This is a genomic window from Burkholderia anthinoferrum, assembly GCF_002925705.1.
Lineage (GTDB): Bacteria > Pseudomonadota > Gammaproteobacteria > Burkholderiales > Burkholderiaceae > Burkholderia > Burkholderia semiarida.
The window spans coordinates 191132-213209 of record NZ_LFZP01000019.1 but is presented as its reverse complement, the minus strand read 5'-3'; the positions used below and the strand labels follow the sequence as shown (position 1 = coordinate 213209).

Annotated in this window: 17 protein-coding genes and 1 tRNA gene; 11 read left to right on the top strand and 7 right to left on the bottom strand. The window is 67.2% G+C overall.

Going from position 1 to position 22078, the window contains the following annotated elements:
* Positions 1–10: 10 nt before the first annotated feature.
* The gene (locus tag C5F75_RS06110) at positions 11–1471 is read right to left on the bottom strand and encodes an aminotransferase-like domain-containing protein (RefSeq protein WP_011545884.1); all 1461 of its coding nucleotides are present in this window, start codon (positions 1469–1471) and stop codon (positions 11–13) included.
* Between the two features lie 230 nt (positions 1472–1701).
* On the opposite strand from C5F75_RS06110, the gene C5F75_RS06105 reads away from it, so the two are divergent.
* The 7 genes from C5F75_RS06105 (at position 1702) to C5F75_RS06070 (ending at position 10069) form a co-directional block, all read left to right on the top strand.
* Positions 1702–2394: a VOC family protein gene (locus tag C5F75_RS06105; RefSeq protein WP_059583745.1), complete on the top strand. Its 693-nt coding sequence runs from the start codon at positions 1702–1704 to the stop codon at positions 2392–2394.
* A 54-nt stretch (positions 2395–2448) separates the two neighbouring features.
* The gene (locus C5F75_RS06100) at positions 2449–3357 is read left to right on the top strand and encodes a DMT family transporter (RefSeq protein ID WP_059646429.1); all 909 of its coding nucleotides are present in this window, start codon (positions 2449–2451) and stop codon (positions 3355–3357) included.
* Between the two features lie 152 nt (positions 3358–3509).
* The gene (locus tag C5F75_RS06095; RefSeq protein WP_104011974.1) at positions 3510–4703 is read left to right on the top strand and encodes an aminotransferase-like domain-containing protein; all 1194 of its coding nucleotides are present in this window, start codon (positions 3510–3512) and stop codon (positions 4701–4703) included.
* Between the two features lie 44 nt (positions 4704–4747).
* Positions 4748–5206, top strand: a complete 459-nt coding sequence (locus C5F75_RS06090) for a RidA family protein (RefSeq protein ID WP_006478174.1) — start codon at positions 4748–4750, stop codon at positions 5204–5206.
* 13 nt (positions 5207–5219) lie between these two features.
* The gene (locus C5F75_RS06085) at positions 5220–6104 is read left to right on the top strand and encodes a PhzF family phenazine biosynthesis protein (protein WP_059583750.1); all 885 of its coding nucleotides are present in this window, start codon (positions 5220–5222) and stop codon (positions 6102–6104) included.
* A gap of 216 nt (positions 6105–6320) precedes the next feature.
* Positions 6321–8660, top strand: a complete 2340-nt coding sequence (locus tag C5F75_RS06075; protein ID WP_104011973.1) for a bifunctional diguanylate cyclase/phosphodiesterase — start codon at positions 6321–6323, stop codon at positions 8658–8660.
* Between the two features lie 203 nt (positions 8661–8863).
* Positions 8864–10069, top strand: coding sequence for a chromate transporter (locus tag C5F75_RS06070; protein ID WP_060966811.1), 1206 nt, complete (start codon positions 8864–8866; stop codon positions 10067–10069).
* A gap of 45 nt (positions 10070–10114) precedes the next feature.
* Here C5F75_RS06070 and C5F75_RS06065 read toward each other — a convergent pair whose 3' ends face one another.
* Positions 10115–10561, bottom strand: a complete 447-nt coding sequence (locus C5F75_RS06065; protein WP_059583771.1) for a multidrug/biocide efflux PACE transporter — start codon at positions 10559–10561, stop codon at positions 10115–10117.
* A 112-nt stretch (positions 10562–10673) separates the two neighbouring features.
* Here C5F75_RS06065 and C5F75_RS06060 point away from each other — a divergent pair, with 112 nt between their 5' ends.
* Positions 10674–11558 carry a LysR family transcriptional regulator gene (locus C5F75_RS06060; protein WP_059583754.1) on the top strand — a complete coding sequence of 295 codons (885 nt, stop codon included), beginning with the start codon at positions 10674–10676 and terminating at the stop codon, positions 11556–11558.
* Between the two features lie 51 nt (positions 11559–11609).
* Here the strand turns inward: C5F75_RS06060 and C5F75_RS06055 are convergent, their stop codons facing one another.
* The 5 genes from C5F75_RS06055 to C5F75_RS06035 all read right to left on the bottom strand — a co-directional run bounded on the left by C5F75_RS06055 (position 11610) and on the right by C5F75_RS06035 (position 19655).
* On the bottom strand, positions 11610–12068 hold the full coding sequence (locus C5F75_RS06055) for a CopD family protein (RefSeq protein WP_059583755.1): 459 nt from the start codon (positions 12066–12068) through the stop codon (positions 11610–11612).
* Between the two features lie 262 nt (positions 12069–12330).
* Positions 12331–14652, bottom strand: coding sequence for a DNA topoisomerase IV subunit A (gene parC, locus C5F75_RS06050; RefSeq protein ID WP_059583757.1), 2322 nt, complete (start codon positions 14650–14652; stop codon positions 12331–12333).
* A 179-nt stretch (positions 14653–14831) separates the two neighbouring features.
* Positions 14832–16814 carry a DNA topoisomerase IV subunit B gene (gene parE / locus C5F75_RS06045; protein WP_104011972.1) on the bottom strand — a complete coding sequence of 661 codons (1983 nt, stop codon included), beginning with the start codon at positions 16812–16814 and terminating at the stop codon, positions 14832–14834.
* A 220-nt stretch (positions 16815–17034) separates the two neighbouring features.
* Positions 17035–18984 carry an ATP-binding cassette domain-containing protein gene (locus C5F75_RS06040; RefSeq protein WP_104011971.1) on the bottom strand — a complete coding sequence of 650 codons (1950 nt, stop codon included), beginning with the start codon at positions 18982–18984 and terminating at the stop codon, positions 17035–17037.
* 266 nt (positions 18985–19250) lie between these two features.
* Positions 19251–19655: a DUF4399 domain-containing protein gene (locus tag C5F75_RS06035; RefSeq protein WP_059583762.1), complete on the bottom strand. Its 405-nt coding sequence runs from the start codon at positions 19653–19655 to the stop codon at positions 19251–19253.
* A gap of 198 nt (positions 19656–19853) precedes the next feature.
* Here C5F75_RS06035 and C5F75_RS06030 point away from each other — a divergent pair, with 198 nt between their 5' ends.
* The 3 genes from C5F75_RS06030 (at position 19854) to C5F75_RS06020 (ending at position 21655) form a co-directional block, all read left to right on the top strand.
* The gene (locus C5F75_RS06030) at positions 19854–20036 is read left to right on the top strand and encodes a rubredoxin (protein ID WP_034190709.1); all 183 of its coding nucleotides are present in this window, start codon (positions 19854–19856) and stop codon (positions 20034–20036) included.
* 147 nt (positions 20037–20183) lie between these two features.
* Positions 20184–20258: transfer RNA gene (locus C5F75_RS06025), tRNA-Arg, on the top strand.
* A gap of 167 nt (positions 20259–20425) precedes the next feature.
* Positions 20426–21655: a tyrosine-type recombinase/integrase gene (locus C5F75_RS06020; RefSeq protein ID WP_060010257.1), complete on the top strand. Its 1230-nt coding sequence runs from the start codon at positions 20426–20428 to the stop codon at positions 21653–21655.
* The last annotated feature ends 423 nt before the right edge of the window (positions 21656–22078 follow it).

Sequence of the window (22078 nt, the reverse complement as noted above, 5' to 3'; positions counted from 1 at the left end):
CCGCGCCGCGTCACGACGCGCGCCGCACCGCCGAGTCGATGTAGCCCGCCAGCAGCCCCGGCAACGCCGGATCGCCGCAATTCGCGACGTTGAAGCGCATCCACGTGGACGGCGACTGCTGCGGCGAGAACAGGCTGCCCGGCGTCAGCAGGAAGCCGGCCTCGTGCGCGACCGCCGCGAGCGCGTCCGAATCGACGCCCGTATCGGCCCACAGGAACATCCCGGCCGCCGGCATCGTGAAGAGCCCGAGCCCCGTGCGCTCGAGCATCCGCGCGGTCTTGTCGCGCACGCCGTCGAGCCGCGCGCGCAGCCGCTCGACGTGGCGCCGGTAATGCCCTTCGGTCAGGATCTTGTACAGCACGCGCTCGTTGAGCTCGGGCGTGGTCATCCCGACCAGCATCTTCTGGTCGGTCACCGCCTTCGCGATTTCCGGCGCGCAGGCCACGTAGCCGACCCGCAGGTTCGCCGCGAGCGTCTTCGAATAGCTGCCGAGATAGATCACGCGCTTCAACTGGTCGAGGCTCGCGAGGCGCGTGGCCGGATAGCTTGGCGGGCACAGGTCGCCGTACACGTCGTCCTCGACGACGAGGAAATCGTAGGCCTCCGCGAGCTTCAGGATCCGGAACGCCTGCGCGGCCGACAGCGACGTGCCGGTCGGGTTCTGCAGCACCGAGTTGATCACGAGCATCTTCGGCCGCCACATCTGCACCAGGGTTTCGAGCGCGTCGAGGTCGGGGCCGTCGGGCGTATACGGCATCCCGACGAGTTGCGCGCCCTGCGCCGCGAAACGGCCGAACATCTGGAACCATGCCGGATCGCCGACGATCACCGCGTCGCCCGGCCGCATGTAGATCCGCGAAATCAGGTCGATCGCCTGCGTGATGCCCGACACCAGCACGATCTGTTCGGGCTTCGCGCCGATCTCGACTTCGGCCAGACGCGTCTGCAGTTGCTGGCGCAGCGGCAGGAAGCCCTGCGCGGTGCCGAAGCCGAGCATCTGCGCGCCCGACTGGCGCCCGAGCGCGCGCAGCGCACCGGTGATCAGCTCGCCGTCGAGCCAGCGGCCCGGCAGGTAGCCGAGGCCCGGGCCCTTCTCCGGGCTGACGGTGTGCAGCATGTTGCGCAGCAGCCAGACGACGTCGATCGTGTTGTGCACGGGCGCGGCCTCGGCCACGCGCGCGACGCCGTCGGCCGGCTGCGGGCCGGCGCCCGTGCGCTCGCGCACGTAGAAGCCGGAGCCGCGCCGCGAGTCGAGGTAGCCCTGCGCGACGAGGCGCTCGTAGGCCTCGACGACGGTGAAGCGCGACACGCTCTTGTCGAGCGCGAGCTTGCGGATCGACGGCATGCGCATGCCGGGACGGAACACGCGTTCGTCGATCCGCCGCCGCGCCCACTGGACCAGCTGGTCGACGAGCGTGAGCGTGGCCGTGTCGTGCGGCGCGGGAATCTGGGCGAGTGGGACGGTGGACATGGGCGGCGGCTCCAACTGTACCGAAGGCTATCGCGCCGATTGTACCGTTACTGTGCCGGTAGCGACGATTACAGTTGACCGGAATGGCGATCGTGCGGCCGCCGTTCCGGCCGCGCCATACCAGGCGCCGCGCCCGCCGGCCCGCATCGCGGCCGGTGCGCCGGCCGGCCCGGCCCCCGCCCGGTACGTGGTCCGCCTACCATGACACTTTCGCTTCCCGACCGACGCTCATGCCAGCCCGCTCCCTGACACTCGACCATCTCGTGATTGCCGCGCGCACCCTCGACGAAGGCGTGCGCCATGTCGCCGACGCGCTCGGCATCGAACCGGCCGGCGGCGGCCGCCACCCGCTGATGCGGACCCACAATGCGCTGTTCGGCGCGTGGGGCGGGCTCTACCTCGAAGTGATCGCGATCGACCCCGATGCGCCCGCGCCGGGCGACGATGCGAAGCTGCCGCGCGCGCGGCTGTTCGGGCTCGACGATCCGGCGATTCAGGCTCGGCTCGCGCAGGGCCCGTTTCTCGCGCACTGGGTCGCCCGCGTCGACCGCCCGCGCCAGCTTGCGCTGTGGCAGCGCCAGTACCCGGCCCGCATCGCGCCCGTCGTCGCGATGCGGCGCGGCGACCTGAGCTGGGGCCTCACGGTGCCCGACGACGGCAGCTTCCCCGCATGGCAAGGGGCGGGCGACGGCCTCGTGCCGTCGCTGATCCAGTGGGACAGCCCGCGCCATCCGGCCGACTCGCTGCCGAACGACGGCGTCGCGCTGAAGGCGCTCAAGGGCGCCCATCCGCGTGCGGATACGATCCGCGAGCAACTCGACTGGCTCGGCGCCGCGCACCTGCTCGACGTCGAATCCACCGACGGCCCGCCCGCGCTCGTCGCCGAATTCGACACGCCGCAGGGCACGCGCACGCTGCGCTGAGCTCGCTGACGCCCGTTCCATTACACACACCCAGCAAGACGGAGACACCCACGAATGAATTCGCGCGAAACCCGCGGCATGCTGCTCGGCCTCATCGGCGTGATGATCTTCAGCCTGACGCTGCCGATGACGCGGATCGTCGTATCCGAACTCAATCCGCTGCTCAACGGCCTCGGCCGCGCGCTCGCCGCCGCCGTGCCGGCCGGCCTGCTGCTGTGGTGGCGCCGCGAGCCGCTGCCGACCCGCGCGCAACTGAAGAGCCTCGCGATCACGTCGGCCGGCGTGATCATCGCGTATCCGGTGTTCTCCGCCTGGGCGATGAAATCGGTGCCGGCCTCGCACGGCGCGGTGGTCAACGGGTTGCAACCGTTGTTCGTCGCGCTGTACGCGGCGTGGCTGTCGCACGAACGGCCGTCGAAGGCGTTCTGGGCCAGCGCGGTGGCCGGCAGCGCGCTCGTGATCGCGTTCGCGCTGCGCGACGGCGGCGGCACCGTGCAGGCCGGCGACGCGCTGATGCTCGTCGCAGTCGGCATCGGCGCGCTCGGCTATGCGGAAGGCGCGCGCCTCGCGCGCCAGATCGGCGGCTGGCAGGTGATCTGCTGGGCGCTCGTCGTGTCGGCGCCATTCCTCGTGCTGCCGGTCGGCTGGCTCGCGTGGACGCAGCACGCCGCGCATCCGGGCCCGCTCGCCCTGCGCACCTGGCTCGCGTTCGGGTACGTGACCCTCTTTTCGCAATTCATCGGCTTTTTCGCGTGGTACGCGGGGCTCGCGATGGGCGGCACCGCGCGCGTCGGCCAGGTGCAACTGCTGCAGATTTTCTTCACGATCGCCTTTTCCGCGCTGCTGTTCGGCGAAACGGTCACGCCGTCCACGTGGCTGTTCGCGGCGGCCGTGATCGCGACCGTGGTGCTCGGGCGCCGCTCGGCGGTGGCCACGGCACCGCGCCCCGCTCGCGCCGGCTGATGAGGTGCGCCATAATGGACGCTTTGCCTGATCGGTATTGCCTACCCAGCCGCGAAGGCTTCATCGTGCTCGCGCTCGCCCACCCGGCGGCGTCGAAGCGATCCGCCCGAACGACCTTTCTTGACTGACCACGATATCCGAACGAGGAGACTATGAATCCGAGCGACCTGCATCCGCCGCACTGGCAGCTTTCCGAACGCGCCCGCAAGCTGACGAGCTCTGCGATCCGCGAGATCCTGAAGGTCACGGAACGCCCCGAGGTCATCTCGTTCGCCGGCGGCCTGCCCGCTCCCGCGACGTTCCCGGCGGAACGCATGCGCGCCGCCGCCGACCGCGTGCTGCGCGACGCGCCGGCCGCGGCACTCCAGTACAGCGCGACCGAAGGCTACCTGCCGCTGCGCGAGTGGATCGCCGAGCGCTACAGCGTGCGCGTGTCGCAGGTGCTGATCACGACCGGTTCGCAGCAGGCGCTCGACCTGCTCGGCAAGGCGCTGATCGACCCGAACAGCCCGATCCTCGTCGAAACCCCGACCTACCTCGGCGCGCTGCAGTCGTTCTCGCTGTATGAGCCGCGCTACGTGCAGGTGCCCACCGACGAGCAGGGCCTGCTGCCGGCAGGTCTTACCCCCGAACTCACGCAAGGCGCGCGCCTGCTGTACGCGCAGCCGAACTTCCAGAACCCGACCGGCCGCCGCCTGCCCGTCGAGCGCCGCCGCGCGCTCGCCGCGTTCGCGCAGTCGAGCCCGTTCCCGGTGCTGGAGGACGATCCGTACGGCGCGCTGAACTACCAGGGCGAGCCGCTGCCGACGATGCTGTCGATGGCGCCCGACCACGTCGTGCACCTCGGCACGTTCTCGAAGGTGCTCGCGCCGGGCCTGCGGATCGGCTACATCATCGCGCCCGAGGAACTCCACTTCAAGCTCGTGCAGGCCAAGCAGGCCACCGACCTGCACACGCCGACGCTCACGCAGCGCATCGCGCACGAAGTGATCAAGGACGGCTTCCTCGACGAGCACATCCCGACGATCCGCGAGCTGTACAGCGCGCAGTGCGACGCGATGCTCGGCGCGCTCGCGCGCCACATGCCGGAAGGCGTCACGTGGAACCGCCCGGAAGGCGGGATGTTCATCTGGGTGAACCTGCCCGCGCAGATCGACAGCATGAAGCTGCTCGCCGCGGCCGTCGACAACCACGTCGCCTTCGTGCCGGGCGCGCCGTTCTTCGCGGAGAACGCGCAGCAGAACACGCTGCGCCTGTCGTTCGTGACGGTGCCGCCCGAGAAGATCGAGGAAGGCGTCGCGCGTCTCGGCAAGCTGCTGCGCGAGCGCCTCGGCGAGCGCCTCTGATCCCCCTTTTTCCCTGTCACGACTCTCTACGAGGAATCGAACGCATGGCTAACGTCTACGACAAACTGAAGTCGCTCGGCATCGAGCTCCCGACCGCCGGCGCGCCGGCCGCCGCCTACGTGATGAGCGCGCAAAGCGGCAACACGGTCTACCTGTCGGGCCACATCGCGAAGAAGGACGGCAAGGTCTGGGCCGGCAAGCTCGGCGCGGATCTGCAAACGGAAGACGGCAAGGCGGCCGCCCGCTCGATCGCGATCGACCTGCTCGCGACGCTGCACGCGCACACCGGCGACCTGAACAAGGTCACGCGCATCGTCAAGCTGATGAGCCTCGTCAACTCGACGCTCGACTTCACCGAACAGCACGTCGTGACGAACGGCGCATCGGAGCTGATCGCCGAAGTGTTCGGCGACGCGGGCAAGCATGCGCGCTCGGCGTTCGGCGTCGCGCAGATCCCGCTCGGCGCGTGCGTCGAGATCGAACTGATCGCCGAAGTCGCGTAACGCGCGCGTCGCGATGGCCGGCCGTCCGGTTCGCTTCAAGCAGGTCGACGTGTTCACGTCGGCGCCGTTCAAGGGCAATCCGCTCGCCGTGGTGTTCGACGCCGATTCGCTCGGCGACGACACCATGCTCGAGATCGCCCGCTGGACGAACCTGTCGGAAACGACGTTCCTCTGCACGCCGACCGATCCGGAAGCCGACTATCGCGTGCGGATCTTCACGACGGGCGGCGAACTGCCGTTCGCCGGCCACCCGACACTCGGCACCGCGCACGCGTTCCTCGAAAGCGGCGCGCGGCCGCGCACGCCGGGCCGGCTGATCCAGCAGTGCGGGGTCGGCCGGGTCGCGCTGCGCGAGCAGGCCGGCGGCTGGGCGTTCGCCGCGCCGCCGGCGCGCGTCACGCCGCTCGACCGTTCGGACTACGCGGCACTGGCCGCCGCGCTGCGCAGCGACGCGCTCGACCTCGATGCCGAGCCGTGCGCGGTGGACAACGGCGCGCCGTGGCTGGTCGTGCGGCTGAAGTCGGCCGACGCGTGCATCGGCCTGTCGCCCGATCCGGCCGCACTGGCGGCACTGACCCGCCGCTACGGCGTGGACGGCCTCGCCGCCTATGCACCGCACGCCGAAGGCGGCCCCGCGACGTTCGAGATCCGCTGCCTGATGACGGGCGGTACGTTCGGCACGCCCGGCGAGGATCCCGTCACCGGCAGCGCGAACGCCGCGCTGGCCGGGCTGCTGACGCGGCAGGAACGCCGCCCCGGCCCGTCGTATACGGCCCGCCAGGGCACGGCGATCGGCCGCGACGGCCGCGTCTTCGTCCGCTACGACGAAGACGGCACGACCTGGATCGGCGGCCAAGTCGTCACGGTCGTCGACGGCACGTTCCGTTCACCCCACTGACATTTCGCGATGTGCGATGGTACGGGCGCGTCCGGCGCCCCGCGCTTTGCCCAACTATCGCAAAAACGTTCCAACCAGTAATATCGGGCCTAATCCGTTGTTTCGGAGGTCTGTCCATGGTTGCGCGTCCCGCGAACGAACAGACGTCGGGACAATCCGAACCATAGCCGGCCATCCAGACGGATGGCGCACGCGAGCAGGACGCCACCCTCTTCGATGAGCTCCGCCCGGTCCAACCACACGCCGCCGAACCGGCCGCTGCGCGCGCCGCGCAAGTCGCGCCGGCGTGCGCTGTTTGCCATCCCGCTGCTCGGGATGCTGGCGCTCGCGCTGCTGTGGGCCGTGATCATCGCGCGCCTGTCCGTTGAAAAGGACAGTGCGTACAAGGAAGCGGCGGCTTCCGCGGCGATCCTGTCGTCCGCGCTCGAGCAGCATACGGTCAAGGCGATCCACCAGGTCGACCAGATCACCCGCTTCGTCAAGTTCGAATTCGAGAAATCGCCGGCGCGCTTCAATCTCGCGAGCGCCGTCGAGAAAGGCGTCGTGCCGAGCGATACGCTGATCCAGGTGTCGCTCGTCAACGCGAAAGGCATCCTGTTCGCGAACACCGCCGAACTCCATCCGCAGCCGATCAACCTGTCCGACCGCGAGCACTTCAAGGTCCACCTCGCGCACAACGACGATCGCCTCTTCATCAGCAAGCCCGTGCTCGGCCGCGTGTCGAGCCACTGGACGCTGCAGATGACGCGGCGCCTGAACAATCCGGACGGCAGCTTCGCCGGCATCGTCGTGGTGTCGGAGGACCCGAGCTACTTCACGAACGATTTCTACAACAACGCGGCCATCGGCAAGGAAGGCGTGATCGCGGTCGTGTCCGACACGGGCGCCGTGCTCGCGCGGCGCACGGGCTCGGTGAACAACGCGCCGGGCGCGTTCTCCGCGTCGGGCGTCTACCCGATCGCGGAGCGCGTGACCGGCACGATCATCGATCCGATCGACGGCGTGACGCGCATCGTGTCGTACCGCCACCTCGACGGCTACCCGCTCGCGGTGATGGTCGGGCTGTCGCAGACGGAAGAGTTCGCGGACTACACCCACACGCGCAACGTTTACCTGCTGATGACGAGCTTCATCACGCTCGCGATGCTCGCGTTCTTCGGCGTCGCGACCGGCCTGATCGGCAAGCTGCTCGGCCGCGAGCGCGAAATGACCCAGCTTGCCGAATACGACCTGCTCACCGGCCTCGCGAACCGCTATGCAACGCTGCGCGGGCTGCGCAACGACGTGTCGATGCCCGCGAGCATGTCGCGGCTCGGGCTGCTGTTCATCGATCTCGACAACTTCAAGACCGTCAACGACACGCTCGGCCACAACGCCGGCGACATCGTGCTGCAGATGACCGCGTCGCGCCTGGCCGATGCGGTCGGCGACGAAGGCTCGCTCGCGCGCATCGGCGGCGACGAGTTCGTCGTCGTGATGAAGGGCGACGACGTCGAGCGGCGCGCGGTGCGGCTCGCGGAAGCGATCATCCGGATGTTCAGCGAGCCGTTCGACGTACGCGGCAGCTCGTTCGTGCTGCATGCGAGCATCGGCATCGCGCTGCACACCGTCGCGAACGAAAGCGAGATCGACCTGCTGAAAAAGGCCGACCTCGCGATGTACAGCGCGAAGGACGCCGGCAAGAACTGCTACCAGTTCTATGCGCCGCACCTGTCGCATCGCGCCGACCACCTGATGCGCTGGGAACAGCAGTTGCGCGTCGCGCTCGCCGAGGGGCAGCTGTTCCTCGCGTACCAGCCGAAGATCGACCTCACGCACCGCATGATCACCGGCTTCGAGGCGCTCGCACGATGGGACCATCCCGAGCACGGCGTGATCTCCGCGAACGAATTCATTTCGATTGCCGAATCGACCGGCCTGATCGTGCCGATCGGCGACTTCGTGATCCGCACCGCATGCGAGCAGATCGCGCGCTGGCGCGACGAGGGCCACGACACGCTGACGCTCGCGGTCAACATCTCGCCCGTGCAGTTCTGGCGCGGCGACCTGATCGAGACGATCTCGCAGGCGCTGCACGACACCGGCATCGACGCGAACCGGCTCGAGATCGAGATCACCGAAACCGCGATGATGGAATATCCGGAACTCGTGTCCGAGAAGATCGTCGCGCTGAAGAAGCTCGGCATCCGGATCGCGCTCGACGATTTCGGCACCGGCTATTCGTCGCTGTCGTACCTGCACCGCTTCTCCGTCGACACGCTGAAGGTCGACCGCTCGTTCGTGCAGGCGATTCCGAACGATCGCAGCGTGTGCGTGATGGTGTCGTCGATCGTGCATCTCGCGCGCTCGCTCGGACTGACCGTCGTCGTCGAGGGCACGGAGACCGAGGAGCAGATCACGTGGCTGTCCGCGCTCGGCGAAATCGAGGCGCAGGGCTTCCTGTTCTCGCGCCCGGTGCCGGCCGACGCGATTCCCGCGCTGATCGCACGCTTCGGCGTGCGCGGCGAGCGCCTGAACGTCGTCGCGCAACGCGCGACCGGCAGCACGGGCAGCTGAACACCACACCGCTGCCGCCGCGACGCGGGTTGCGCGCCGCCGCAATTGTTACGTTTTCCGATCCGATCGTTTAGTTCATTAACTAGCGTTTTCGCGCATGGTAGTGTCACGATGCGCGGCGGACAATCGGGAGGGCCGACGTGTCGGCGGGCCGCCGGCGCGGCCATACGCGAGAGATCCGGCCCTGCGCCAACCACACAATCATGACAACCGTCGAAGTCGAAGCGACCGCGCGTGTCGAAGAGGCACCCGCATCCCTATGGGCCTTGTTCAAGGTCGTCGCCGGCATTTCGGCCGTCTCGTGGGGCGGACTTTCGATGATGGCGCAACTCGAACGCCACTACGTGGAGCGGCTGCAGCGCATCGAGCCGCACGTCTTCGGCGATCTCGTCGCGCTCGCATGGCTCGTACCGGGCCCCGTCGGCTGCAACGTCGCCGTGCAGGTCGGCCAGACGCTGCACGGTCGCGCCGGCGCATGGGTCGCCGGCATCGCGAGCGTGCTGCCGTTCTCGATCCTGATGACGCTGTTCGCGATCTTCTATCAGACGCCGCTCGTGCGCTCGCTCGCCGCGCCGATGCTGATCAATCACTTCGGGATGGTGCTCGCCGCGCTGATCGGCGTCACGTGGGTCAAGCAGGTGCGCTCGCTCGCGCGCACGCGGCTCGAACAGACGATCGCCGCGCTATCGACGATTCTGCTCGCTTTCGCGCATAGTCCGGCCGCTTTCGTCGGGATTCTGTTCGCCGCGTTTGCAGCAGGCTGGCTGACGGGGCCGTCGCAACGCGACGCGGTCGATTTCACGTTGTCGAAACGCGACCGCGGCCTGCTCGTGCTGCTCGGCGTGCTCGTCGTGCTGTTCGCGGTGCCGCTGCCGGGCGATTACCAGGCGGACCTGCTCTGGCCGCGCCTCGCGGGCGCCGGCATGACGCTGTTCGGCGGCGGCTTCTCCGCGCTGCCGGTGCTCAAGACGCTGTTCGTGTCGCCGGCGACGGGCATCTCCGATCACGACTTCACGCTCGCCTTCGCGCTGTCGCCGGTCGCGCCGGGGCCGCTGCTGAACGTCGTGCCGTTTCTCGGCTACCTGACCGACGGCTGGATCGGTGCGCTGCTCGCCACGGCCGCGCTGTTCATTCCGTCGGGATGCCTCGTCGTATTTGCGCAGAACCACCTGCTCCGGCTCAAGCGCCATTCGCGCTTCGAGCACGGGATGCGCCTGCTGCGCGCGGCGACGACGGGCTTTCTCGTCGTCGCCGTCGTGAAGATCCTGCATCGCGAGCCGGCCGATCCTGTTTACTGGCTGACGGGCGCTTTCGCGACGCTGTGCTTCACGCGCTTCAAGGTGCCCGTCTATGCCGTGTACGGCGCGGTCGCCGTCGCATGCAGCGTGTGGCTGTGGGCCGCGCACTGACGGGCGGCGGCCATCGCCCTGCCCGGCGCGGCCCGCGTTGCCGCTTCAACCGGCCTGCACGGCGACCCGGCGTGCCATCCAGCGGGCGCGCAGCGCGTCGTACGCGAGGTTGAAGCAGAACGTGTAGGGCAGGAAGAACAGCACGATGCCGAGGTCGAGCAGCAGCGCCTCGACGAGGCTCACGTTCAGCCACCACGCGGCAACCGGCACCACCATCGCGACGAGGCCGAGCTCGAACGTCACCGCGTGCGCGATCCGCATGCCGAGCGTGCGCGACAACCCGGCGCGCCGCTCGAAGCGGTCGAACAGCGCGTTGAAGGTCATGTTCCACGCCATCGCGATCAGCGACACCATCACCGTCAGCACGCCGACGTGCGACACCGGCATGTCGAGCAGCCACGCGCCGATCGGCGCGCACAGCGCGATCGCCACCAGTTCGAACGTCAGCGCGTGCAGCAGGCGCTCCGTCACCGTTTTGTTGATCTGTTTCATGATGCGCTCCCATGCGTTAGCTGATCCATGCCGGCCATTCTGATCGGCGATACCGTACCAATCCAGTTTGATATCATCGGTTTTACCGATATAACGCTGCCCGGAGCACCGCATGCACCACGCCCCCGAAGCCCTGCTCGCCTTCGTCGAAGCGGCGCTGCTCGGCTCGTTTACGGCCGCCGCCCGCAAGCTCGGCAAGCGTCAGTCGACGGTGTCGGAAGCGATCGCGAATCTCGAAATCGATCTCGGCGTGCAGTTGTTCGATCGCTCGACCCGCGCGCCGACGCTCACCGAGGCCGGCCGCGCGCTACTGCCGCAGGTGCAGCGCGCGCTCGAGGCCAGCGCGGCGATCGATCGCACGGCCGCCCGGCTCGCGCGCGGCGAGGAAGCGCGGCTCACGCTCGTCGTGTCCGATACGTACCAGTCGAAGCGCTACGAGGAAACGTTGATGGCGCTCGAACGGCGCTTTCCGGCGCTCGAACTCGAATGCCAGATCGCCGAGCACGACGACGTGCTCGACCTGATCCAGCAAGGCCGCGCGCAACTCGGGCTGATGGCCGCGCGAGCGGCCTACCCGGCCGATATCGGCGCGGCGACGGTGGCGGAGGAATCGGAGATCGGGCTGTTCGTCGGCCGCACGCATGCGCTCGCCGAATACGGCGACGCCGAAGTGCCGCATGCGGCGCTGCGCGACGTGCGCGAACTGCGCCTCAATACCTACGTGACGACCGAAGGCCGCGGCACCGACGACCGGATCGTCGTCGGCACGCAGCACTGGCTGGCGCCGAGCTACCTGATGCTGCTGGAGATGGCGGTGCTGGGGTTCGGCTGGGCGGAGCTGCCGCGCTGGATGGTCGAACACTTCGCGCGCGACCGCCTGTGCGAGCTGCGTGCACGCGGGTGGCCGCGCCGCGTGCGGGTGGATGCGGTCTGGTCGCGCAACCGGCCGCTCGGCCCGGCCGGTTCATGGCTGCTCGATGCGATGCTGGCCGCGTAGCGGCGCGTGCGCCGGGCCCGCGGCTGAAAGCAGCGGCCTGACGCCGGCCGGTCAGAAGCCGCGCGACAGCACGGCCGCGCCGATCGTGACGACGCCGAGCACGAGATTCACGACGACGAGCAGGCGCATCGCGTTCACCGCGCGCGCGCCGTCCGGCCAGTTTTGCGCCTGCACCGCACGGCGGATGCGCGGAAACAGCGCGAAGCGGATGTGCCCGAAGATCAGCATCATCACGACGCCGAGCCCCGCCATCGCATGCAGCGACCACGTCGCATGCGCGCCGCCGAAGCTCATCAGCAGGAAGCCGCCGGACAGCAGGATCACGATCACGGCCCCTGAAACCCAGTTGAAGAAGCGGCCGAACACGCCCTCGATCAGCGGCAAGCGCAGCTGCGGCGACAGGTCGGACAGCGCCGGGCGCAAGCAGAAGTGTGCGAAGACCATCCCGCCCACCCACACGGCGACGGCCAGCAGATGAAGAAACAGCGCGACGGCAACGGCGTGGGACATGAGGACGATCCTGTGATGAGTGGGGTGCAGCGAACGGCCGCGTCGCACGCGGCATCGAGCGACGTTCGACCCGCCAGCCGCGCGGCGGTTCAGGCCCTCGGCGCGATTTCACACTATTTTGCAAATTCCGCGTGACAGCGCCACGCTTGCTTACCCGAATCCCTCGCCCAAAAGAAAAAGCCGCACACCCGCCGAAGCGGACGTGCGGCCTGCGACCGCGGCCGAACCGGATGTTCCGGACGAACCGGACGACCGCGCGACGTCAGCCGAGCAGCGGACGCAGCTCGGTGACGACCTTGAGCTTCGTGTCCGGCGCGCGGCCCTTGCGAGCGCGCTTTCCGATGTGCGGCGCGAGCCCCGCGTACGACAGCGTCTCGTCCTGCACCTTGCCGCCGCGCCCCGTGCCAATCAGCACGACGCCGGCCGGATCGATCGCCAGCGCCTGCACGAGCGTTTCCTTGTCGTCGAGCGCCATCAGGATCACGCCGCGCCCGCCGCCGGACAGCGTCTTCATCTCGTCCATCCCGAACACGAGCAGCCGCCCGCCGCTCGACAGGCACGCGACCTGCGTCGCGTTCGGCAGCACCGGCATCGGCGCGAGCGGCACCGCACCTGCATCGATCGTCATGAACGACTTGCCGGCCTTCACGCGGCTCACCATGTCGCCGACCTTCGCGAGGAAGCCGAAGCCGTTGCTCGACGCGAGCAGCAGTTGCTGGTCGGCCGGCGCCGCGTAGTAGTGCATCAGGTGCGAGCCCGATTCGAGCTCGATCAGCGACGTGACCGGCACGCCGTCGCCGCGCCCGCCCGGCAGCACCGCCACGTCGACCGAGTACACGCGGCCGCTGCTGCCCCACGCGATCAGGCGATCCGGCGTGCGGCACTGGAACGCCGCGTACAGGTGATCGCCCGCCTTGAACGTGAAGCCGGCCGGATCGAGCCCGTGGCCCTTCAGCGCGCGCACCCAGCCCTTCTGCGACACGACCACCGTCACCGGCTCGTCGACCACCTTCGCCTCGAACGTCGCGCGCTTTTCCTGCTGGATCAGCGTGCGGCGATCGTCGCCATACTGCTTCGCATCGGCCTCGATCTCCTTGATCATCAGCCGCTTCATCGCGCTTTCGTTCGCGAGCAGTTCCTCGAGCTTCGCCTTCTCGTCGCGCAGCCCTTCGAGTTCCTTCTCGATCTTGATCTTCTCGAGCCGCGCGAGCTGGCGCAACCGGATTTCGAGGATGTCCTCGGCCTGCCGCTCGCTGAGGCCGAACGCACTCATCAGCGCGGCCTTCGGCTCGTCAGACTCGCGGATGATGCGGATCACCTCGTCGATGTTCAGGAAGACGATCATCCGCCCTTCGAGGATGTGGATGCGATCGTCGACCTTCGCGAGACGATGGCGGCAACGGCGCGTCATCGTCAACTGGCGGAACTTCACCCATTCGTCGAGGATCGTCAGCAGGCCCTTCTGGCCCGGCCGGCCGTCGGCGCCGATCATCACGAGGTTCAGCGTCGCGTTCGATTCGAGGCTCGTGTACGCGAGCAGCGTGTTCACGAATTCCGTCTGGTCGATCGTGCGCGACTTCGGCTCGAACACGAGCCGCACGGCCGCTTCCTTGCCCGACTCGTCGCGCACCGCGTCGAGCAGGTCGAGCATCGCCTTCTTCGTGTTCAGCTGCTCGGGCGTCAGCGTCTTCTTGCCGAGCTTGAGCTTCGGATTGGTCAGCTCCTCGATTTCCTCGAGCACCTTCTGGCCCGACGTGTTCGGCGGCAGCTCGGTCACGACGAGCTGCCACTGGCCGCGCGCGAGATCCTCGATCTTCCACTTCGCACGCACCTTCAGGCTGCCGCGGCCCGTTTCGTACGCCGCCGAGATTTCGGTGTCGCTCGAGATGATCTGGCCGCCGCCGGGGAAATCCGGGCCGGGAATCAGGTTCATCAGCTCCGCGTGCGTGAGCTTCGGATTGCGGATCAGCGCGACCGCCGCGGCCGCGACTTCGCGCAGGTTGTGCGACGGGATTTCGGTGGCGAGGCCGACCGCGATGCCCGATGCGCCGTTCAGCAGCACGAACGGCATGCGGCTCGGCAGTGTCTTCGGCTCCTCGAACGAACCGTCGTAGTTCGGCATGAAGTCGACCGTACCCTGGTCGATTTCGTCGAGCAGCAGCTTCGAGATCGGCGTGAGCCGCGCTTCGGTGTAACGCATCGCCGCCGCGCCGTCGCCGTCGCGCGAGCCGAAGTTGCCCTGCCCGTCGATCAGCGGATAGCGCAGCGAGAAATCCTGCGCGAGCCGCACGAGCGCGTCGTACGCCGACTGGTCGCCATGCGGGTGGTATTTACCGAGCACGTCGCCGACCACGCGCGCCGACTTCACCGGCTTCGCGTCGGGCCCCAGGCCCATTTCGTTCATCGCGAACAGGATCCGGCGCTGCACCGGCTTCTGGCCGTCGCACACGTCGGGCAGCGCGCGGCTTTTCACGACGCTGACCGCGTAGCTGAGATATGCCTGCTCCGCGTAGTTGCCGAGCGTCAGCGCGTCGCTCTCGGGCGCGTCGGGGCTGGCGAAGAGATCGGAAGTGTTGTCGTCCATCTGAATTCCGTATTCGTAAGTGGCGTGAGGCCGGGCCGGGCGTCATGCCCGGCCGCGCGGAAGCGGCGGTGCAGTGTTCGATGTCAAGCGGTGCTGATGCGCCAGCGGATGCGCGTTTGCGACGCCGCCACGGGCGCGAAGCCGCCGCGCATCAGTGCCGATTGGCGTCGAACACTGCACTAAATGTCCGCTTCGACTTCGTTGCCCTTTTCCTCGAGCCAGCCGCGCCGCGCGGCTGCCTCGCCCTTGCCCATCAGCATCGTCATCCGCGCGACCGTCGCCTCGTAGTCGAGCTCGCCGAGCTTCACCGGCATCAGGCGGCGCGTGTCGGGATTCATCGTCGTGTCCCACAGTTGCTCGGCGCTCATTTCGCCGAGGCCCTTGAAGCGGCTGATGCTCCACTGCGTGTCGCGCACGCCGTCCTTGCGCAGCTTGTCGAGGATCGCTTCGAGCTCGCCGTCGTCGAGCGCATAGAGCTTCTGCGCGGGCTTCTTGCCGCGCGCGGGCGCATCGACGCGAAACAGCGGCGGGCGCGCGACGTACACGTGGCCGCGCTCGATCAGTTGCGGGAAATGCTTGAAGAACAGCGTGAGCAGCAGCACCTGGATGTGCGAGCCGTCGACGTCCGCGTCCGACAGGATGCAGATCTTGCCGTAGCGCAGGTTCGACAGGTCGACGGTGTCGTCCGGGCTGTGCGGATCGACGCCGATCGCGACCGAGATGTCGTGCACCTCGTTGTTCGCGAACAGGCGGTCGCGCTCGGTTTCCCACGTGTTCAGCACCTTGCCGCGCAGCGGCAGGATCGCCTGGTATTCCTTGTCGCGGCCCATTTTCGCGGAGCCGCCCGCCGAGTCGCCCTCGACGAGAAACAGTTCGTTGCGCGCGATATCTTCCGTCTCGCAATCGGTCAGCTTGCCGGGCAGCACCGCGACGCCCGAGCTCTTGCGCTTCTCGACCTTCTGGCCCGCGCGCGTGCGCGCCTGCGCCTGCTTGATCACGAGCTCGGCGAGCTTCTTGCCGTGCTCGACGTGCTGGTTCAGCCACAGTTCGAGCGCCGGACGCGAGAACGACGACACGAGCTTCACCGCGTCGCGGCTGTTCAGCCGCTCCTTGATCTGCCCCTGGAACTGCGGATCGAGCACCTTCGCCGACAGCACGAACGACACGCGCGCGAACACATCTTCCGCGAGCAGCTTCACGCCCTTCGGCTGCAGGTTGTGCAGTTCGACGAAGCTCTTCACCGCCTGGTAGAGGCCGTCGCGCAGGCCCGACTCGTGCGTGCCGCCGGCGGGCGTCGGGATCAGGTTCACGTACGACTCGCGCACGAGCGAGCCTTCCTCGCTCCATGCGACGACCCACGACGCGCCCTCGCCCTCGGCGAAGGTTTCGTCGGTCGAACGCGAGTCGGCGAAGCGCTCGCCTTCGAACAGCGGGATCAACAGCTCGCTGCCGTTCATTTCGTCGAGCAGGTAGCCGCGCAGGCCGTCTTCATACTTCCAGGTCTGGCGCTCGCCCGTCTTTTCGTTGACGAGCACGACCTCGACGCCCGGCAGCAGCACGGCCTTCGAGCGCAGCAGGCGCTGCAGCTCGCCGAGCGGCAGGTTCGGCGAATCGAAGTACTTCGGATTCGGCCATACCTGCACGCGCGTGCCGGATTTCTTCTCGCCGCGGCTCGCCGCCTGCGTGGCGAGCGGCTTCACGACGTCGCCGTCGGCGAAGCCGAGCTCGGCGATCTTGCCGTCGCGCCAGACCGTCACGTCCAGACGCGTCGCAAGGGCGTTCGTCACCGACACGCCGACGCCGTGCAAGCCGCCCGAGAACGTATAGGCGCCGCCCGCGGCCTTGTCGAACTTGCCGCCCGCGTGCAGGCGCGTGAACACGATCTCGACGACCGGCACGCCTTCTTCGGGATGCATGCCGAACGGGATACCGCGGCCGTCGTCCTCGACCGAGACCGACTGGTCCGCATGCAGCGTGACCGTGATCTGCTTGCCGTAGCCGCCGAGCGCCTCGTCGGACGCGTTGTCGATGACTTCCTGGATGATGTGCAGCGGATTCTCGGTACGGGTGTACATGCCGGGCCGCTGCTTGACCGGCTCGAGACCCTTGAGCACCTTGATCGATGCTTCGCTATAGGCCGCGCTGGGTTTCTTCGTTGACATAGGCGCTGAATTTCGTCATTCATCGGGACGTTGTCCACACCTCGTGTGGATAACGTCGTGGACAAAACGTTGAGTTCCGTAAAAAAGCGAATCGAAACAACGGTGTGCTTGGACTGCTCCGAAAGCGGGCGCGCGGCGTGCGCGGCGCGACCCTGGACGCGCGGTATTTTACTGGTTCCGCGTGGCGCGCCAATCTCGGGATCGGCACCCGCCGTGCGCGTCACGCCGGCTTGCGCTTCGCCTCGAGCGTTTCCCACCGTTCGAGCGCGGCGAGCAATTCGTCGTCGATCGCCGCGAACCGCTCGGTCAGGCGCGTGCCTTCCTGCGGATCCTTCGCGAAAATCGCGCCGTCCTCGAGCTGCGCATTGATCGTCTTCTGCTCCGCTTCGAGCGCGGCGATCTTCTCCGGCAGCGAATCGAGTTCGCGCTGCTCGTTGAACGACAGCTTCACCGTGCGCTGCGCGTTGCGGCCGGCCGCGCTCTTCGCCGGTTCGTCCTTCGCGGGCGCCGCCTCCTTGACCGCGCGCTTCGCCGCTTCCTGCTGCGCGAGCTGCTCCGAGCGCTCGCTCTGGATCTGCCAGTCGGTGAAGCCGCCGACGTATTCGCGCCACTTGCCGTCGCCCTCCGCCGCGATCACCGAGGTCACGACGTTGTCGAGGAACGCGCGATCGTGGCTGACCAGCAGCACCGTGCCGTCGTAGTCGGCCAGCAGCTCTTCGAGCAGTTCGAGCGTCGGGATGTCGAGGTCGTTGGTCGGTTCGTCGAGCACCAGCACGTTGGCCGGACGCGCGAACAGGCGCGCGAGCAGCAGCCGGTTGCGCTCGCCGCCCGACAGCGACTTCACCGGCGAACGCGCGCGTTCCGGCGCGAACAGGAAATCGCCGAGATAGCTCATCACGTGCTTGCGCACGCCGCCGATCTCGACCCATTCGCTGCCGGGGCTGATCGTATCGGCCAGGCTCTTTTCCTGGTCGAGCTGCGCGCGCATCTGGTCGAAATACGCGACCTGCAGGTTCGTGCCGGTGCGCACCGTGCCTTCGTCGGGCTTCAGGTCGCCGAGGATCAGCTTCAGCAACGTGGTCTTGCCGGCGCCGTTCGGGCCGACGAAGCCGATCTTGTCGCCGCGCATCACCGTCGTCGAGAAGCGGTCGACCACCGTGCGGCCGCCGTAGCGCTTCGTCACGTCGGTCAGCTCCGCGACGATCTTGCCGGACTTCTCGCCCTGCGCGACGTCGAGCTTCACGTTGCCCTGCGCATTGCGGCGCTCCGCGCGCTCGTTGCGCATCTGCACGAGCCGCGCGATGCGCCCGACGCTGCGCGTACGGCGCGCTTCGACGCCCTTGCGGATCCACACTTCTTCCTGCGCGAGCAGCTTGTCGAACTTCTCGTTTTCCACGCGCTCGACTTCGAGCTGCTGCGCCTTGCGCGTCTGGTATGCCGAGAAATTACCCGGATACGACAGCAGCCGGCCGCGATCGAGCTCGACGATGCGCGTCGCGACGCGATCGAGAAACGCGCGATCGTGGGTGATGAACAGCAGGCCCGCGCGCTGCGCGACGAGCAACTCCTCGAGCCAGCGGATGCCGTCGAAATCGAGGTGGTTGGTCGGTTCGTCGAGCAGCAGCACGTCGGGCTGCAGCACCAGCGCACGCGCCAGCGCGACACGCTTCTGCATCCCGCCCGACAGCGCGTCGACGCTGGCGTCGCCGTCCTGCAGGCCGATCTGCGCGAGCGTCATCGACACGCGCGTGCGCCAGTTCCATGCGTCGTGCGCATCAAGCGACGACTGCAGCGCGTTCATCCGCGCGAGCAGCGCATCGTGCTCGGCGCCTTCCGGTATCTCCGCGAGGCGGTGCGCGATCGAATCGTATTCTTCGAGCAGTTCGCGCGTATGCGTGAGCCCCGACGCGACCGCGTCGAACACCGTCGCGCCCGGCTCGAACTCGGGCTCCTGCGGCACGTAGACGGTCACGAGCTCCTGCTGGCGCGTGATCAGCCCGTCGTCGGGCTTGGCAAGACCGGCGACGATCTTCAGCAGCGACGACTTGCCCGCGCCGTTACGGCCGATCAGGCCGACCCGCTCGCCGGCTTCCAGCGAGAAATCCGCGTGATCGAGCAACGCGACGTGACCGAACGCGAGCTGCGCGCCGGTAATGGAATAGAGCGACATGGGGAAACGGCGAAGAGAGAAATCGGAAGCGCCCATTGTACCGGGCGCGGAGGCTGGCATCGGCTCGGCTGGATGGACGAGCGCCGCGGGGCGCGCTTGAAGCGTGTCGGCGCGGTGCCGTGAGCAAGGCGCGGCCGGCTTCCGGTGCGGAGGCGGGCCGCGGTTTGCATGCCCGCGGAAACGGGCGAATGCCGGCCGGATGCCCGCGGCCGGCCGATCGGCGGACCCCGCACGCGGCGCCGTGGGCGCCAGCGCGGAATCCGCGGTTATTTCACGTTGACCGTGATCGTCGAGCTCAATTCGGGACCGTAGGAACGGTGCGCGCCGTCACCGAGCTGGAGCGTCAGCGTGTGCTGGCCGGGCGGCAGCTTTACGTCGGTTTCGGTCTGGGCCTTGCCGAAATGCAGCGAATGGTCGGTCGCCGGAATCACGTCGCCCTTCGGCACCGGCTTGCCGTCGATCAGCAGGTGATGATGACCGGTATCCGGCGTCATGTCGCCGGCCGGCTTGAGCGCCATCCCTTCGAGACCGAACTTCACGTGCACGGGGCTCGACACCGTCGCGCCGTCCTTCGGCTCGACGAAGAACACACGCGCCTCGGCGCGCGCGAGCGTCGATACGGCCATCGCCGCGACACAGACTGCACCCGCGATCCACTTTCTGTTGAGCATCGTTTCCTCCTTCAGATTGACAGGCCCACGAAGCATACACCGCATGCCCGGCCGACGCGATGGCGCCGGTTGTTCGCGATGCGTACGTTTAAAACGACGTTACGCTGGCGTTCGGCGAAATTCCGGTACCATGGCGCGTTTCGTCCGCTGGCGAGGGCTGCGGACGGCATCGCCGAATTCCATTATCCCGAGCGCAACATGAGTGAAGTAACCGAATACCAGAGCTGGGTCTGCCTGATTTGCGGGTGGGTCTATAACGAAGCAGAAGGGCTGCCCGACGAAGGCATCGCGGCCGGCACCCGTTTCGCCGACATTCCCGCCGACTGGCGCTGCCCGCTGTGCGACGTGGGCAAGGAAGATTTCGTCGTCGTCGATTTCTGATTTCCCGTTCCGATCGCGGGTGATTACGCGATACGCGCGTCGCGGGTGCATTCCGCCCCGCCGACGCGCCGCGCGTTTGCTATACTCTGCGCGCTGTCCACTCCGCCGTCCGGTTCGCGTTTTTCGCGCGATTGTCCGGACTTGGCTCTCCCCGTAGTTCAATGGATAGAACAAGCGCCTCCTAAGCGCTAGATACAGGTTCGATTCCTGTCGGGGGGACCAGCCCAGTTCCCAATCCTTCCCAAGTCTGCCAAATAAATCGCGCACTGCCTTGTCTCTTCTAGGCTTTTGCTGCGATCATTGCCCACGGTTGCCCAGAACAAGCAACCAAACTTGGGGGCATTTTTTGGGACATGCTTCCGTGCCCCCAAACTCGATGCCCCCACGCCATGCCAAAGCGCGCTACGCCGCTGACCGAGATGCAGATCCGCAAGGCCAAGCCGGCGGACAAGCCCTATCGCCTGGCAGACGGCAAGGGGCTATATCTGGAGGTGATGCCGAACGGGTCACGCTACTGGCGCATGAAGTACCGCTTCGACGGCAAGGAGAAGCGCGCCGCCTTTGGCGTCTATCCGGAGGTGGCACTGGCCGAGGCTCGGCAAGCCTGCCTCAATGCACGGAAGCTCTTGGCCGCCGGCACCGATCCAACCGAGCAGAAACGGGAAGTCAAACGCACCCGAGCGATCGAAGCCACATCGACATTTGAAGCCGTCGCGCGCGAGTGGTTTGCGACCCAGAAGGATGGCTGGACCGAGGTATATGCGGCCAAGGTGATCAGTTCGCTCGAGGTCGATGTCTTTCCTAAAATCGGCCATCGTCCGATCCGAGACATCGAGGCGCCCGACATGCTCGAGATCCTAAGGGCTGTCGAATCCCGCGGCGTGCGAGAGACAGCAAAGCGCATCCTCCAGCGCTCACGGGCAGTGTTCCAATACGGAATCATGACCGGACGATGCTCCCGCAATCCGGCCGCCGACATCGACGCCGAGACCGTTCTCAAGAAGGGAACCGGCGTTCAACACATGGCGCGGGTCAAACCCATCGAAATTCCCCAGCTCATGCGGGACATCGCCGCCTACCAAGGCGACCTCGTCACGCGGCTGGCGCTTCGCTTCATGGCCCTGACGTTCACTCGGACAACCGAGATGATCAACGCGGAGTGGGACGAGTTCGACGAGCGCGCCGCCGAGTGGCGGATTCCGCCCGAGCGAATGAAGATGCGCGACCCGCACATCGTCCCGTTGTCGCGTCAGGCGCTCGACACATTGGCCGCCTTGCGTGAGCTGAACGGCGGCCACCGGCATGTCTTCTATAGCATCCAAGGCCGAAGCCACATCTCGAACAACACGATGCTCTATGCGCTCTACCGAATGGGCTACAAGTCGCGAATGACCGGCCACGGGTTCCGCGGCTTGGCCGCGACCGTTCTTCGCGAGCTCGGCTATAGCCGCGATGTCGTCGATCGACAGCTGGCCCATGCCGAACGCAATCAAGTCACTGCAGCGTACGTGCACGCCGAGTTCCTGCCCGAGCGCCGGAAGATGATGCAGCACTGGGCGGATCATCTGGATGCACTGGAGGCTGGTGCTGCAGTCATTCCGATCAACGCCGGACGCTAGGCGATCGCATCATCAGCGCTGCACTCAATCGAGACACTCATCCATCGAGCCATCCGACAGCGTCACGGAGTATTCAATGACAACAGCAACAGAATTTTGGCGCGAACACGAGCAAAAGGTTGAGGCAACATGGCGCTCCATCGCGTGCTTGCTTGCGTTGGCCGCCCTCCTGCTGATTGCACTACCGTGTGCTAATGCTCTACGGCCGGCGAGTGACTCGATGGCCCAATGGTTCCAACGGGCTGGCGCGCCGGTCACGGTATTTGCGTTCCTAGCTCAGAATAAAGCAAGCCATCTAGGTGAACTGCTCACCCCTGGATCATTCGGTAGCCCGGAGATTATGGCGCTGAGATTGCGGTATCTTCCCAAACAAAAGCGCGGCCTATGGTTTGCCACCTGCCTCACAATCATAGGAACGATTGT